Here is a 14,768-nt window from a genome sequence, read left to right on the forward strand (position 1 = left end):
AGGTGTTAGAATGCCGGAGGCTGACTTATCCATTTTAAACAGGGTGTACGAGATCATCCTGGATCGGAAAGAGAACTATGATGAAAATTCATATGTCTGCAAACTTTTGAACCACCGCAAGGGCATAAATAAAATCCTTGAGAAAGTGGGAGAGGAATCCATTGAAACTATACTTGCAGTAAGGAACGAAGACCATAAAGAGATAGTCTCGGAGAGCTCGGACCTTATTTTCCATCTACTGGTACTGCTTGCAGCAAACAACGTCACTCTTGATGAAATCGCAGCTGAGCTAAGTGCCAGACACGAAAAAATGAAGAGAAACTAAATAAAGAGATTTAAAAAATGAAACTGGAATAAAAGGATCTAAAAAAGAAACTGAATAAAGAGATCTAAAAAACTGAATAAAGAGACCTAAAGGCGACAAAAGCTGGATAGCGACCGGAAGGAACCTGAAGAGATCAGGAGGAAGTTTTAAAAGAGCAAAGGGAGTTGAAGATCCGTAACTTCAGTCCTCCGGTCCGGCATTCTCTTAACCAAATTACATTTTAATACACTGCAAGTTCATTGAGCACGTCGGTTTTAGAAAGGGTTCCTTTCGGAACTCCATTAATTGTTACAATAAGTCTCCCCACGTTATATTTATGGAAGAGTTTTACCACGTCATAGAGCTGCATGTCTCCATCAACAGTTATCAGCTCTTTTGTCATTATGTCCTTAACTTTTACATTGGGTTTTCCCTGGGCAATGGCATGCGCGATATCAGTATAGGTAATTATCCCTACAATTTTTCCTTTATCTTCCACAGGGGCTCCGTGTACGTTATTCCGGATAAAGAGCCTTGTTGCTTCCTGGATGCTCGCATTAAAGTTCACAAGCAGTGGTGGATACTTCATGTAATGTTTGACATGTTTTTTAGGCAGAGAGATCATCTCTGTGATATTAAAAAGAATTGCATTATTGGTATCGTCCCTTCCTGTAACTTCACCACGGACTATGAGGCGGTTTACAGGTGTCGGACCTACCTGAAGCTTATCGTCCATTACAAAGTCCTTGATATTTCCTATTACCCTGATTACCCCGTTGCAGGCATCGGGATTGCGGACGGTTGTAAAGCTGATTTCTGCAGCTGTTGCCCCGTTAACTATCACGTTATTCCTGTAGAGAGGGACTACGGATTCGTTTTTCAACTGCTGAATGCGTAACGAATCATATGCTGCCCCTGTTGGTTTATATCCCCCCTTTGGTCCGGGTACCCCTTCAACCAGTCCAAGAGCCTTTAATAACTGCATCTGGTTGCGGACTGTTCCAGGGTTTCGCTGGATAACTTCGGCAATTTCTTCCCCTTTAATTGCCCTGTCTTTTTGCCGCTGAAGGTTGATTAATGCAATGATAATGTCTTTTTGAATCGGAGTGAGTTCCATACTACCACCATCAATTTCATATACCTTGTATCAGGATGATGTATAATATCTATACATCGAGAATAGTGCATCCTTTAATTTACCATAATTAATGATTATAAATTCCTAATACAAATTATAATTACAAATATAAATAAAGTCCGGTTCTTTGAAGAAATACAGCTGTTTTTATGCCTGTATTTAGGTAATTATAATAATTTACATTAAAACTCTGATAGAACCAGATTATAAATTAACTACTGATCATGTAATTGATAAAAGTAAATTAAACGTTAATTATATAGTACCATAATATTGCTCCAGATCGATTTTAAGAGAAGTAAATCGGAATATCTCAAACATATAAGTTTTGGATATTGCGGCAGTGTAAAACCAGGGCTTAATTATTTTTCCGGGCAATCTTTCCGGCATTGTGAGTTTTGGGCAGAAAAAATTGGACAGAAGCTGTTCAGAAAATCCAGACAAGAAAAGCAAAGAAACTCCGCTCAGGAACTTTTGCGAAACTTTTGCTTGCGGACTTTAGATTTTTCTGTTAAACTTCTTTACTCAGAAAAACCTTTATATAGATGAAAAGAGCCCCCAGAGGGTTAGAAAATTATGATCTTTGAAAAAATTCACACCGTCCCTACTTCCGACGAGTTAACTAATAAAGCTTTTAAACGGGCAGCAAGAGCTATGTCCGGGAAAACTATTGAGGGGAGAGACAGCCGGCTCAGAGCCAATGAGTCCATGGTACTGACAGCTGCAAACATTTTCACGGATAACCTTGCTAATATAGTCAGGCGTTTTCCGAGCTTTGAGCAGTTACCCAGATTCTATTATGAATTGACTGACATCCTGGTAGGTGTAGAGAAACTTAAGATGTCCCTTGCATCCGTGGACTGGGCGAGCAGGAAGATCCATGAAGTTGCAAGGAGCTACGTAGGAAAAATCCGGGATTCGGACCTCCCAGAACCTGTCAGAAAAGAAGCTTTCGGAAGGCTTGCATCCATTGTCAAGTCCATCAATAAGGACCTTCTCTTTCTGAATGAAGCCAGAAACATCCTCAGGAAACTCCCTGATGTCCAGGATGAGCCTACAGTTGTAATCGCTGGCTATCCCAATGTAGGAAAGTCAAGTTTTGTTACAAAAATTACCGGTGCAACCCCTGAAATTGCCCCTTATCCTTTCACGACAAAAGGAGTAACCATTGGCCACTTCACACGGAAAGGAGTCCGTTATCAGGTTATGGACACCCCGGGTCTCCTTGACCGTCCCATGGCTGAGAGAAACAATATTGAACGGCAGGCAATTACAGCAATCCATTACCTGGATGCAGTTGTAATGTTCATGATTGACCCCAGTGAAAGCTGCGGATACGAGATTGAGGATCAGAAACGCCTTCTTACTGAAATCAGGGAAAATTTTAACCTTCCCCTGCTCGTGGTTGCTAACAAAGCTGACAGGCCTGAGTTCAGGAAAATGGACGGAGTAGATCTGAACATATCCACAATTACCGAAGAAGGAATCGAAGAGGTAATGGAAAGACTTCTTGAGATGATTGAAGAAAAGCGCCTTAAGTCTTTAGAAGAAGCAGCTTCGGAAGAACCGGATGAGGAATTCACTTTCTAATTCCTTATCTGACTATATTTAGCTTCAGAACCTGTTTTAGCCAGAACTCTGTGCCTGCAGGATTTGTTTTGACCAGAGTCTGGTTTTAATTAGAATCCAGACTTTTAGTTAGAATCTGATTTTTTAGTATCCGATTTTAAGAGATCAGATTTTTAGTTATCCGGTTTTTAGTTCCGGTTTTTAGTTCCGATTTTTAGTTCCGATTTTTAGTTCCGATTTTCAGATACCTGGCTGCTCAGAGTATCCTGAACTGCATCAGCAGGGCAAGGGCAATAAGTATCAGCCCTGTTGTCAGCCTTATCTCCACTCTTCTCTTTTCTCTGAACTCAGTGACTTTTTTCGGGCTCAATCCGAAGGCCAATAAAAGCCCAAGGCACACTACAGGCAATAGAAGTCCAAGATTGTATATTCCCATGTATGCTATTCCTTTTACTATATTGGTTCTTATTGCCAGCACACTCAGGATTGAGAGATAGATTGCCCCGACACAGGGAGCTTTGACCAGAGAGAACATGCCCCCTGCAAGGAAAGACAGAAGCAGAAGGTTTTTTTCACCCATCCTACTCATAAAATCCTTCAAAGATTTAGGGGTCCTGAAGGTTGACTTTGCATGAGTTTTCAGCCAGTAGGCATCATAAATGTGCCAGAGACCAAGCAGTGCAGTCAGCAGGATCGTAATTGCGGTAAAATGTCTCCGGACTTCAGGCAGCAAACTGACAGTACTCAAAATGGTTATCGCTGCAAACATATACATCGTGAAGATTCCTGCAGAAAATCCCAGGGTGATTTTAAGCATCTCTTTTCGCCCTCCCTGCTGAGCAAGGGTGATAGAAGCCAGGAAAGCCATTACTGCAAGCAGGCAGGGATTAAAACCGGCAAGGATACCTATAGCCAGGATTAAAAAGGGGCTCACTCTCTCGAGATGTTTATTTTTCCCTTCTCTGCTTCCTGTTAGAAGGTATGAAGATTCCGGGGTAAAAAGCAAAGCCGAAGTTTCGAAAGTTCCCAGCAGAAGAATCTCTATTGTATTTGCGCTTCCGTAAAAATAACCGTTTGATCTGTTTCCTGCCAGAATGACCGAACCGGAAGCAGGGCTCAGCAACAAAAAAATAGATATGAACACAAGTGTTCCTTTAGTTACAAACCGTGGTTTTACGAATCGCTTTTTCATATCTCTTTTCCGAAGCTATATTTGTGGAAACATCCAGAAATTCCCCTTAAATCGGTGATGCATATTTTTGATACGGACAGTTTTCAGTGTACTTCAGTGTATACTTTCAATGAACAGGACTGCTTCTGGAAAAAATATTACTGGTTAAAAAAAGCTCATTGCAAGATAATATGGATTAGTAAGCATCGGAACAATTGCAAAAAGCTCTTTTTCGGTATGTCAAGGTATCTGGATGCCTCAATATAAATTCTCCCAAAGTTAACGGCATTTTTCAGAAAACAGGTTAATCGAATAGAAAAATAAAGGAATACAGAGAAGTAAAAGTTAAAAAGGAGAAAAAATTGAAAAAAGGAAGAGAAGGGAAAGATCCTTCTCTGTAAAAAGGCTCAGAGCAATTTTTCCATGATGCTCAGGGCTTTTTCAAGATCTTTCATCGAAGCTGCGTAAGAAATTCTTATGTGGCCGTCCCCATCGCTTCCGAAGGCTGTTCCTGGGACAACAACAACGCCATTTGAGATCATTTTTGAGGCGATCTCTGCGGAGTTTGAGACTTTCGGGAAGGCATAGAAAGCCCCTTTCGGAAGAGCACACTCCATCCCTAGGTCATTAAGACCTTTTACAAGCACGTCCCTGCGTTTCCGGAACTCTTCACGCATTATATTGACAGAGTCTTTCGGTCCGGTTACTGCAGCATAGGCAGCTTTCTGGGCGACTGAGTTTGCACATGCCTGTATATACTGGTGCACTTTGAGCATCTGGGCTATATACTCTTTTCTAGCTGCCAGGTACCCGAGCCTCCATCCTGTCATAGCATAACTTTTAGAGGTTGCATTTACAGTGACTACATTATCCGAATAACTCGCAGGGCTCACATGCTCGCCTTCGTAAATGAAGTACTCGTAGACCTCGTCAGAAATAATGGTTATGTTATGGTCGTCTGCAATCTCGGCAAGAGCTTTGATGTCTGCCCTGCTTGAGACAGCACCAGTGGGGTTGGACGGAGAGTTAAGGATAATGGCTTTTGTTTTCGGGGTAATCCTCTCAAGCACGGAGTCCGGCTTCATGGTAAGGTCTTCTGCAAGGGGGACACTTACTACCTTTCCGTTAAGGATTTCAGTCAGGGCGTTGTAGGATACAAATCCGGGGTTTGAGATAAGAACCTCGTCTCCCGTATTGAGGAGGGCTGCGAGGGCAATGGTGAGGGCTTCAGATGCTCCTGACGTTACGATTATTTCCTGAGGAGAGACTGAAAACCCATTTTCCTCCTGGAATTTATGGCTCAGGGCTTCCCTCAGTTCAGGGATTCCGGGACCTACGGTATAGCCTGTAAAGCCTTCATTTATTGCTTTGATTGCTGCAGCTTTTATATGTTCAGGAGTATCGAAGTCAGGCTGTCCGAGCCCGAGGTTGATGGCATTTGAGCCTGCAGCTTCGAAAATCTTTCTGATTCCGGATGTATCTATCCGGGATACACTTTCTGAAAACTGAATTTCCTTCAAATTGAGCCCTCCTTATATCCCTCAAAATTGTATCCTTTAAATCCTGAATTTCTGAGTTACCCACTGTTCCGATCCATATTATTTTAACGGTTAACTTTAAAAGTTATTTTGAACCCATTATTGAGTGTTCAATCCGTTATTCGATATTTGTATGCCTGGACTTGAGTTCTGCTTCCGAAGCACCTGTAAGTGTTATCAGCTGGGCAATTACCGAGTCAAGGAAGACCAGTGAGGTGATTTCGAAAGCCGTGCCCAGGGGAGGTAAGTTCTTATAATCTCCTCGCATGTTTTTTTCAAGGTAGCCGCCTGCATCATGATCATTTTTGGTCTTGCTCGGAAGAACCATAGTTATATCAGAAATTCTGCCGAGTGTTGACTCCCTTTTGGAGGTGACAGTTATGAGGGTTGAACCGATGTCCTTTACTATTCTGCCGAGATCTGCTATGGAACGGGTTTCTCCTGACCCTGAAATGGCAATCACGACGTCCTGTGGATGAACAGCAGGGGTGGTAGTTTCTCCCACGACATACACAGTAAACCCGAGATGCATCAGTCTCATTGCAAAGGCTTTGGCAACAAGCCCGGACCGCCCTGCCCCCATTACGAAGACCCTTTCCCCTTCCAGTATATTCTGAAGCATGTGTTTTATGGCTTCGCGGTCAAGCATCTTAACCACCTCGTTGAGGTTTTCCACTATAAGTTCCATTGATAATACTACATCTTCGCAGTCTTTTACCTGATCTTTTTTCATATAAGTTCTCCAAAAAGCATTGAGTTAAATTCTCAATAAACAATCAATTGACCTTTTACTTACTTCTACCAAATAAGGATTACAGTCCCAAAATACGGGCAGAGCTCCTGAGACTATTGACTGTAAATATTGACTATAAACACTGACTATAAACACTGACTATGAATATCGACTATAAATAATAACTGGAAGTATTAAATGTAAATATTAAATGTAAATATTGAAATAAAAACTCCTGAAATCCCTTCCAGATAACCTTTTTTCAATTTTTTAAACTTATTGGTGAGGATCTCAGGACAAATTTCTGGAAGCTTCTTTTTATCCCGCTGCTGTGCCGGAGACCATTATCGGCTTGTTTGCGGCTCAGTCTTATAATTAATAGCTTTTAATTCCCAGCTATCGATATTGTTTCTGAATTCCTTGTAGAGCCGCTGGATATCGCAGTCACTCCCGTTCCAGTAGAAGTCCTTGCGTACCTCTCCTTTCTGAAGCTCTTCAAGGACAAATCTGGATAGATGGAAGAGGGCTTTTTTATTGGAAAACGGAATACTGTAATTTACACGATAACCGCCGGCTGTTTTACCATAGGACACCAGTATATACCCTTTGCTTTCATACTCCGTAATCTCATCAAAGTCGCAGATAATCTCAAATTCGTGAACTGTAGACTGGTCTACCTTTGAGATTCCTATGAGTACCTGCGCTATAATATAATCAGGAACCTTTCGTCCGAACCATACTGCAATTTTCCCGTAGGTACAGACTACGTTAACGTCGTTCCTGCCCATCTCAAAGGAGCCGAGGGACTGGGGAGGGGATATTTTTGCTTCCAGGTCTTGGGTCTTCTGGGCACACATTGTTTCCACTTCGTTTACTTACTTGCAGAGACAAGTGCACTGATCAGATTCCTGTCTTTTTTAAGGGTTTTGAGCTGGTTTGCGGGCCCTATAACCGTAAGTCTCTTGCTGCTCTGTTTTTTAAAAAACTTTCCCAGCAAGGAAGCGTCCGCGTTTGCAGGGTAGCTTTGCATCTCTATTCCTGAAAACACGTCAGGCTGAATCGCTGACATTGTCATCTCAATGAGTTTTGCTTCCTCCATAGGGTTGAGACCCTTTTCAAGCACAAGGATTTTGCCTTTCCGTACCTCATCGATTATGTACCGGACTTTTTCCATAGAAGCCATTTGAGAGATTTTGGCTTCGGATATAAGATCAAGTTGGATTCCCTGCATTTTGATCACCCGAACTGTTTGGCCAGAGCTTCGTAGAATGAGTCCATTCCCACTCCTTCAAGAGCCGAGACAGGTACCATAGGGTGCTGAGGGAAGGCTTCCTTTATGACTCCGGGGTCGGCATCAGGAAGGTCCACTTTATTTGCTACAATGAGAAGCGGAAGGTTTCTGGCTTCCATATTTCCTATCACAGTTACGTTAACTTGAGTATAGGGATTTTCGGTGGAATCCATAACCAGTATGACTCCGTCAAGGTCATCCAGCCATTTGACAGCCTCAATTACGCCCTCTGTTGCTTCTTTGGACCTTTTCTTCGATTCAACGTCACTCATTCCCTGTTCCATGAAGTCATGGAAGTCGATCTTTGTTGCAAGCCCGGGAGTGTCCACAATATCAAGGCTGATAGTATGCCCATTAGTCTCGATAGTGACTGCATTCCTTCTTTTTGCATGCCTGGTTTCATGGGCAATATGTGAAACAGAGCCCATTGTTTCCTCGTTTCCGACCCAGTCTCTAAGGATGCGATTGCTAAGGGTTGTCTTGCCGGCATTGGGGGGTCCGTAGATACCTATGCATGCTCCTTTTTTCTTGAACAGTTTATTGAACATTTTTGAAAAGCTTACCTTAAATCGTTTTATCATATTCATGGCTTCCCTCCATTGGGAAAAGCATAACACCAAAGGATTTCTCGGATTGCTTTCCTTTATGGGTTTACTGGTGTTTTCGTGACCTTTTTATTTAATTGATCCTTGCATATAAATAATTTCCATTTGTCAAGCTGTGGGAATCAGAGAAAATGGAGATACTGTCTTCTCCTTTTCAATACCCTGGAATAAATAGCAAATATTGCATTCTTTCCATGTGAAAATAGAAAGTGCCTCCGTGAAATAACACCAGAATATAAATAAATTACTTCTTATCGCCTGATTCCCGGATATGTTTAATAAAAAACTTTTTTATAATGAAAATTTTCAGTCCATCTGTAACTCTTTTCATTTTCCATTAAATTTTTATGTTTGTACTGATGTTCTGTACTTTCCTTTATATTTTTTCCTATTTTTATTCATCATATCTTAAAAATATAAATGGTTCTTATCCTCTTAAGTACTTCGCAGGCTGTCATTCCTTTTATTTTTTCCAGTCTCTTTTGCCGTCATACTCCGAAAAGCCTGAACTGCTGGACCTTAATCTCCTTACTTACCTCACCGCATTCATCACTGACTGCTTTTTGCTACTCTGAACATTTTCTATTTAACCTCCCTGAAACTACTTCAGGTAAAGTCCCTCCATGTGTCCCTCTATCCAGTCTTATGACCCTTTTGATGAGCAAGAGAATCAAAAGCTGGCTGTTTTCCCTGATTTCAAAGAAAACATGCAGCTAGTGTCCAGGAAATTTATTTATGAGCTATCATAATTACGAAAAAAGACTACATATGAGGGGTAATCTAAATATTAATGCCCCATAATTAATTTGTCAGGACAATAGTTCCCTTATCCAATTAGAGTTATTTTGTTAAAAAAATAGATATATTCAGTCATCTGATGCTGAAACAAAGATTAGTTACTATTCCTCAGGACAAAAAGAGAGATGTTTTTCGTTAAAAAGAGGAACTTATTTACTTTCTATTAGTAACGTTTCTTTTTGTACTCTATTCATTTCTTTCTTTTTTATTTCTTTTTGGCAGGCACTGCCAGGCAAGCTGATAGAGATGTCTTATAAACTGCAGACAAAAATCAGGTTTCCCGGGAAAAGAAAATTCTTTCTCAACCCATAGGTACTTTATCCACCGTACCGGTTTCTCTGAATGCAGCCGCGTGTCGTTTTTCTCATCTGTCTGACAGGCCGGCTAAAGCTCCCTGTGACAGGGGAGAAGGTCTGAAAATCTCACTTTTGATACCTGAATAACATCAACCAATTTGTCAGGAGCTTCATGACTTTTCCACAGAATATTCATTTATCTCTTATCGCGGAATTTATGGCTATCTCGGCTATGTTAGAGCCAAGGTCTCCTATTCTTGAGAGGCTATCTACTACCATCCCTAGATATATCATGGTTTCATGTGACTCGAGTTTGAGAATGGATGCATGTAGTTCCGTCACACGTGTACGCATGTTGTCTATACTGTCTATTACCTGGTTTGCAAGAGAAGTGTCGGAGTTATACAGGGCATCTACTGCCTGCTGAACAAGTTCCATGTAAGTATTACTGAGATCCTCTATGACCTGCATCACATCTTCCCTGACTGGTTCCTGCATTTTTGAGGTAACGTTTGCAATCCTCTGTGAATGGTCTGCAATTCTCTCAATAGGACCTGCTGCCATTCTGAAATCATGGTATTCTTCAATACTTGTTTCTGAGGAATCAGGCATCCTTCCCCCGCAGAGAATGGAACGAAATTGTTTAGAAATCATGAGACATAACCTGTCGACCTCGTCATCCCTCTGACTTACATCGAGAGCAAGGTCGTGGTCACCAGTTTTGAGAGCTCGTATGGCATCCTTTTGCATGGAACCTGTAATAAGGAACATTCTGTGTATGCCTTTTTTAATATGGAGTTCATTGGGATTAAGAAGATCCTGAATGACCACGCAGTTTGAGCTTTCCTCAATAATTTCAGGACCTATGAGTTTGTAACAGACCTTTCGGATAACCTGTTTTTGCTCTGCAAGTATTCTTTTTGCGGTAAACTCCATTCTGTCATAGCCATAGAGATATGCAGCAATGATGTCTCTTTCCAGAGCTTTTGCCTCATAACCTGCCACATCAATCCTCTTCGTTTTTATCGTGCGCCCCTCGAGAATAGGGTCAATTAAAAGTTTTCCGTCTGGCTGAGCCTGAATGGATACTCTTGTCCCGGTTTTGATTCCTACTTTTTCGGCCCACTGTTTCGGGAGAGAAATAATGTAAGTGGATCCGCCTGTCTGCTGTACTTTTCTGGTTTCTATGTTAATTCCCCGTTTTTAGTCGCTCAGGCCAGGCCTGGAAGTTAGATGATACTTACTCCATATGTATAATATTGATCAGTGTTTAGATAACTACTTAATATATATACAATTTGGCTTTACTATTTATATTCTGAGACTTCTTCCTTTTTGGGAATAAATTCCGGAGTCCTGTATTTAAGTTTACCTCGCTTTCTGCTCTGAAGAGAGGTAAAAAATATTAAAGAGCAGAGCATTCAGGACGTGATGACATTTGAAGGGCACGCCTGCGCTTTCGGGGCTGGAACCATAATAAACGCCATAGCTACCTGGAAAGGTGCAGCATTCGGGATAGACTTAAAAACCTTTGCAGAGGTGGAACTCTCAGAGGGTAATTCGGGTATTATGGGCTCAATTGAAGAGATGCCTGAAGGAGACACTCACCTTATAGAACGCTGCGTAGAACTTGTCCTGGAAAGATTCGGGCTTGAACTCGGAGGTACAATAAAGACAGGAAGTGAAATCCCTCTTGCAGGAGGACTCAAGAGCAGTAGTGCCGCGGCAAACGCTTCAGTCCTTGCAACCCTCCGTGCGGTCAACGAAACTCTGCCCCCCCTGGAGATCGTAAAACTGGGTGTAAGGGCTGCAAAAGAGGTGGGAGTTACGGTAACAGGAGCTTTTGACGATGCATGTGCCTCCTTTTTAGGTGGAATTGTTGTCACCGATAACCGGAAAATGGAACTTGTCAGGCGCGAAGAAGCCGATTCAAAAGTCCTGATATTTGCCCCGGCAAAAAAGGCTTTCAGTGCGGACACGAATGTTAAACGTTCACGGCTGATCGCCCCATATGTGGAAATGGCATATGAGCTTGCCCTCAAAGGAGAATATGAACGCGCAATGACGCTTAATGGCTTTCTCTACTGCGGAGCCCTTGGATTTGATACGGAGTACATGCTAAGGGCTCTGGAATGTGGGGTAAAAGGAGTCAGCCTTTCCGGAACCGGACCTGCTTACGCAGCCCTGGTGAAGGCTGAGCAGGTAAAAGAACTTAAATCCGCCTGGGAAAGCTGCGGCATGGAAGGAAAGGTTATAGAGACCAGTATAAATAACAGAGATGCGATATCCTTTAACAGGGAGGGGTCCTCTTGAGTGAACTTGAATCTGTCCGTAAAGAAATCGAAGAGATTGACAGGGAAATCCTTTCCCTCATTGACAGAAGGGTTAACCTTGCTGAGAAAGTGCTTGAATCAAAAAGAATAAATGGAACTTCCATAAATGACCGTAAGCAAAACGAGGTTGTAATTAACAGGGCATTAAATACTGCAACCGAGCTCAACCTTGATATAGGATCGGTAAAGGAAATTTTTGAAATTCTTATCAGAATGAGCATCGAACGCCAGAACGAATTAAGCGGAAAGGGAAACCTGCCCTGACCTGCCTCAAAGGAGCGAAAAATGGTAGATATCTCACTAATTATGGGCTCTGAGTCCGACAGATCAATTGCCAACCGCGCAGTTTCTGTACTTGAAAAGAGCAAATACACTTACGAAGTAATGGTTATCTCTGCCCACAGAAACCCTGACGAGCTTGACAGCTATGTCGCGAGTACAGATGCAAAGGTCTTTATCACAATAGCAGGTTTATCGGCAGCCCTTCCTGGGGTTGTCGCTTCCAGGACGAAAAAACCTGTAATCGGCGTACCTGTAAGCGCAAAACTCGGCGGGCTTGATGCCCTTCTCTCCATAGCCCAGATGCCCCCAGGTGTACCTGTAGGGAGTGTAGGAATTGACAATGGGGCAAACGGCGCATACCTTGCCCTGAGAATTCTGGACTTAATCGAAAATCCGTGATATTTTTAAGAATTCTGATTTTAATTTGTTCTCTATGGAAGTTAAATTCACGGAACTTATTTTTCATATTTTTACATTTTTTCTCATATTCTTCGGCACCCGAATTGCGCCTCGCCCGAATTGAGCCTCGCCCGAATTGTGCCTCGGGAGTACGCGGTCCTTTTCGCTCCACTTCGTTTCGCTCAAGAGGACTAATTTTGCGAAATAGGAGAGAGCTTTGCTCAGGAGGACTAAAAAAGGATTAAATCATAAATATTTTGACCTGTAAAACGCCATTCGCTGTTTTAAGCCTTTCTTGCCGCACTCGCCCATAAACAGTCTTTACCGCGAAGAAAGAGAAAAAAAATAGCCGCTAAAAAGAATGACGATACCGATAAGAAATTAACAGGTAGAAGTGACAGGGGAGCCGTAAGAGATCAACGAAAGAAAACAAGTAAAGTAATCGAACAAGTCCATAAGGATACGACAAGACAGAGACAGAATTAGGTGTTATCTGAAAAACTCCTTTTCAACCTCTGTTTTGTTTCTTCAAGGAATAATTTTATACTCTTTTATTTGTTTTCTGGAAGAGTCACAGGCAAGCTTGATGAAGAAAAGGTGAATATGAATAGAGAAAATAGAGCGGAAAAGGTATGGGAGAATCTGCAATTGTATTGGGGATAGGGCATCCGAGTGTTGGGGGTGTGGGAATTGGGAGGTAAAAGAATTGGCTGAGGTTTGCAATAAGAAAAGATATGTGTTCTCAGATGCCCGATTCTACAAATATAGCTGATTATATATAAAATTGATGATATACTGATAGATTTCAGGACTTTTTTGAAGTACTCTTATTATTCTACTCTTATTATTCTAATAAGTTATCACAGGCGTATCTCGAATTCAGAGGATATCTCGAATTTATTTAAGTGTCCCCTGTGAAATTTTTAGTGAGTAGAGTAATTAGTCACTGGAAAGTAAAGTGCCCGAGCTAAATGCCAGAATAGAAGCAAAATGGAGACAAAAATCATATCCAAAACTAAGGAAAAGATAATAATGAGTAACAGAGAGATAACGGAAATTAGCAAGAATAAAAAGATGAAAAAAATAAAAAAATGTGGCATGAACAGGCATCTGAGTTGGGAAATCTGATTTGGGAAATATCTGGAGAAGGGATCTTCCTGTAGAACACAGTTTTTCAGACGCCAATCTAATAATATAAGCTCTTACATATAAAAGTAATGACATATGTGTAAACTACAGTATTCTTAAAAGTATGGACACACCAAATCAGGCTAAAGAAGTTAAAAAATAATCCCTTCTCCAGATATTTCTTACAGCAACCTTTCAATCCGGACGGAAAAGCACGTACCAGAAAAGCATGCTTATTGGTATGCATGTTCAGAGGGTTTCATAGGACTCTGCCTGCACAGGTTAGATGAGATCAGGAGACCCGAATGAGGAGTGCGTCTGCTTCGGGACTATGCCAGTCATGAGAAAATAATTGCTTGTGAGAAATCAGGTCTTTTCGACCAATCTTGCATCCAGAATCTTTAAAGAGCCAATGTCACCTTCCCATTCGACTTCGCTTTTTACGACCTCTATGCGCTTTTTGAAGAAAGGAGCATCGAGGACCACTGTTTCGTATTCTCCGCCTTCTCCTGCCATATGGACCATGTACCTGCGGTTCAGGGCTTTGAGGTTTTCTATTGAGTTCACATTAATAGGGCGGCCAAGCCAGGATTGATCCAGGCCATCGGCTGCAACTTTGACAATCCTTATATCGAGGACTTTTGCCATCTCATTCAGGAGTTCTTCAGGGTCCCTGTGCCAGAGAGGAGCATACATTTTAAGTCCGAGGGAATCACAGATCTTCTGCACTCTGCTTGCCTGATACTGCGATTCAATAGCGCCTACGGATACCCCGTCCACATCTACTTTCTTCAAAGCGAGAGTAAGGTCGTCCAGTTCAAGTTCCTTGATTCCGCTGGACTGCTGCTGAATCAGCGGGATTTCACTGGCAGCAGAAATCAATTCTACCATATGGAGATTGATTGAGTGATACATATAGGAGTCATCCCTTGCAGGGATAATATTTATGAGGTGGGTGACCTCATGCCCCTCTTCAAGGGCTTTGTGAATGGCAAAGACCGAGTCCTTGCCGCCAGAAATCAGTGCTGCGAGTTTCATTTGCATCCTCTTCTTTAACGCTATTTTTCCGTACTTCCGGATTGTTTTTCATAATCCCTGATTATTTTTGGTACTTTATGATTAGAATTTGCAGATTATAGTTCGCGGACCACTAAATAACATTTTACATTTTTTTCCCTTTTCA

14 protein-coding genes are annotated in these 14,768 nt (G+C 41.8%); 5 read left to right on the top strand and 9 right to left on the bottom strand.

What is annotated here, in order from left to right; all coding sequences use genetic code 11:
• The first annotated feature begins 10 nt into the window (after positions 1-10).
• A complete protein-coding gene (gene hisE / locus ACZ5A8_RS15620; protein WP_229389978.1) occupies positions 11-325 on the top strand; it encodes a phosphoribosyl-ATP diphosphatase in 315 nt (104 codons plus the stop codon).
• Positions 326-545: 220 nt separating this feature from the next.
• Here the strand turns inward: hisE and ACZ5A8_RS15625 are convergent, their stop codons facing one another.
• Positions 546-1,421 carry a CBS domain-containing protein gene (locus ACZ5A8_RS15625; RefSeq protein ID WP_229389977.1) on the bottom strand — a complete coding sequence of 292 codons (876 nt, stop codon included), beginning with the start codon at positions 1,419-1,421 and terminating at the stop codon, positions 546-548.
• A gap of 597 nt (positions 1,422-2,018) precedes the next feature.
• Between ACZ5A8_RS15625 and ACZ5A8_RS15630 the strand changes: the two genes are divergently transcribed.
• Positions 2,019-3,032 (top strand): NOG1 family protein, encoded by a 1,014-nt coding sequence (locus tag ACZ5A8_RS15630; RefSeq protein ID WP_464530174.1) that lies wholly within the window; start codon positions 2,019-2,021, stop codon positions 3,030-3,032.
• Positions 3,033-3,267: 235 nt separating this feature from the next.
• Here the strand turns inward: ACZ5A8_RS15630 and ACZ5A8_RS15635 are convergent, their stop codons facing one another.
• The 7 genes from ACZ5A8_RS15635 to ACZ5A8_RS15665 all read right to left on the bottom strand — a co-directional run bounded on the left by ACZ5A8_RS15635 (position 3,268) and on the right by ACZ5A8_RS15665 (position 10,631).
• A complete protein-coding gene (locus ACZ5A8_RS15635; protein ID WP_464530175.1) occupies positions 3,268-4,203 on the bottom strand; it encodes a cytochrome c biogenesis CcdA family protein in 936 nt (311 codons plus the stop codon).
• Between the two features lie 386 nt (positions 4,204-4,589).
• On the bottom strand, positions 4,590-5,702 hold the full coding sequence (locus ACZ5A8_RS15640; RefSeq protein WP_464530176.1) for a pyridoxal phosphate-dependent aminotransferase: 1,113 nt from the start codon (positions 5,700-5,702) through the stop codon (positions 4,590-4,592).
• A 136-nt stretch (positions 5,703-5,838) separates the two neighbouring features.
• A complete protein-coding gene (gene hxlB / locus ACZ5A8_RS15645; RefSeq protein ID WP_229389973.1) occupies positions 5,839-6,453 on the bottom strand; it encodes a 6-phospho-3-hexuloisomerase in 615 nt (204 codons plus the stop codon).
• Between the two features lie 344 nt (positions 6,454-6,797).
• Positions 6,798-7,310: a hypothetical protein gene (locus ACZ5A8_RS15650; RefSeq protein WP_464534165.1), complete on the bottom strand. Its 513-nt coding sequence runs from the start codon at positions 7,308-7,310 to the stop codon at positions 6,798-6,800.
• A gap of 14 nt (positions 7,311-7,324) precedes the next feature.
• On the bottom strand, positions 7,325-7,684 hold the full coding sequence (locus ACZ5A8_RS15655; RefSeq protein ID WP_229389971.1) for a DUF2073 domain-containing protein: 360 nt from the start codon (positions 7,682-7,684) through the stop codon (positions 7,325-7,327).
• Positions 7,685-7,689: 5 nt separating this feature from the next.
• The gene (locus ACZ5A8_RS15660; protein WP_229389970.1) at positions 7,690-8,331 is read right to left on the bottom strand and encodes an Era-like GTP-binding protein; all 642 of its coding nucleotides are present in this window, start codon (positions 8,329-8,331) and stop codon (positions 7,690-7,692) included.
• Positions 8,332-9,635: 1,304 nt separating this feature from the next.
• Positions 9,636-10,631 (bottom strand): PhoU domain-containing protein, encoded by a 996-nt coding sequence (locus ACZ5A8_RS15665; protein WP_464534167.1) that lies wholly within the window; start codon positions 10,629-10,631, stop codon positions 9,636-9,638.
• Positions 10,632-10,874: 243 nt separating this feature from the next.
• Here ACZ5A8_RS15665 and ACZ5A8_RS15670 point away from each other — a divergent pair, with 243 nt between their 5' ends.
• Genes ACZ5A8_RS15670 through ACZ5A8_RS15680 form a run of 3 tightly spaced genes read left to right on the top strand, consistent with a single transcriptional unit; the run spans position 10,875 to position 12,457 of the window.
• A complete protein-coding gene (locus ACZ5A8_RS15670; RefSeq protein ID WP_229390217.1) occupies positions 10,875-11,756 on the top strand; it encodes a shikimate kinase in 882 nt (293 codons plus the stop codon).
• Complete coding sequence (locus ACZ5A8_RS15675) at positions 11,753-12,040, top strand: chorismate mutase (protein WP_322224131.1); 288 nt, start codon at positions 11,753-11,755, stop codon at positions 12,038-12,040. The genes ACZ5A8_RS15670 and ACZ5A8_RS15675 overlap by 4 nt, the downstream gene beginning before the upstream one ends.
• Before the next feature lie 21 nt (positions 12,041-12,061).
• Positions 12,062-12,457, top strand: coding sequence for a 5-(carboxyamino)imidazole ribonucleotide mutase (locus tag ACZ5A8_RS15680; RefSeq protein WP_229389968.1), 396 nt, complete (start codon positions 12,062-12,064; stop codon positions 12,455-12,457).
• 1,494 nt (positions 12,458-13,951) lie between these two features.
• Here the strand turns inward: ACZ5A8_RS15680 and ACZ5A8_RS15685 are convergent.
• Positions 13,952-14,623 carry a diphthine--ammonia ligase gene (locus ACZ5A8_RS15685; protein WP_464530178.1) on the bottom strand — a complete coding sequence of 224 codons (672 nt, stop codon included), beginning with the start codon at positions 14,621-14,623 and terminating at the stop codon, positions 13,952-13,954.
• Between the last annotated feature and the right edge of the window lie 145 nt (positions 14,624-14,768).

The organism is Methanosarcina subterranea, from assembly GCF_055385895.1.

What these genes read in the sequence shown, in the direction of transcription:
- hisE (WP_229389978.1), top strand. Translation starts at nt 11, where the DNA reads ATGCCGGAGGCTGACTTATCCATTTTAAACAGGGTGTACGAGATCATC.
- ACZ5A8_RS15625 (WP_229389977.1), bottom strand. Translation starts at nt 1,421, where the DNA reads ATGGAACTCACTCCGATTCAAAAAGACATTATCATTGCATTAATCAAC.
- ACZ5A8_RS15630 (WP_464530174.1), top strand. Translation starts at nt 2,019, where the DNA reads ATGATCTTTGAAAAAATTCACACCGTCCCTACTTCCGACGAGTTAACT.
- ACZ5A8_RS15635 (WP_464530175.1), bottom strand. Translation starts at nt 4,203, where the DNA reads ATGAAAAAGCGATTCGTAAAACCACGGTTTGTAACTAAAGGAACACTT.
- hxlB (WP_229389973.1), bottom strand. Translation starts at nt 6,453, where the DNA reads ATGAAAAAAGATCAGGTAAAAGACTGCGAAGATGTAGTATTATCAATG.
- ACZ5A8_RS15650 (WP_464534165.1), bottom strand. Translation starts at nt 7,310, where the DNA reads ATGTGTGCCCAGAAGACCCAAGACCTGGAAGCAAAAATATCCCCTCCC.
- ACZ5A8_RS15655 (WP_229389971.1), bottom strand. Translation starts at nt 7,684, where the DNA reads ATGCAGGGAATCCAACTTGATCTTATATCCGAAGCCAAAATCTCTCAA.
- ACZ5A8_RS15660 (WP_229389970.1), bottom strand. Translation starts at nt 8,331, where the DNA reads ATGAATATGATAAAACGATTTAAGGTAAGCTTTTCAAAAATGTTCAAT.
- ACZ5A8_RS15670 (WP_229390217.1), top strand. Translation starts at nt 10,875, where the DNA reads ATGACATTTGAAGGGCACGCCTGCGCTTTCGGGGCTGGAACCATAATA.
- ACZ5A8_RS15680 (WP_229389968.1), top strand. Translation starts at nt 12,062, where the DNA reads ATGGTAGATATCTCACTAATTATGGGCTCTGAGTCCGACAGATCAATT.
- ACZ5A8_RS15685 (WP_464530178.1), bottom strand. Translation starts at nt 14,623, where the DNA reads ATGAAACTCGCAGCACTGATTTCTGGCGGCAAGGACTCGGTCTTTGCC.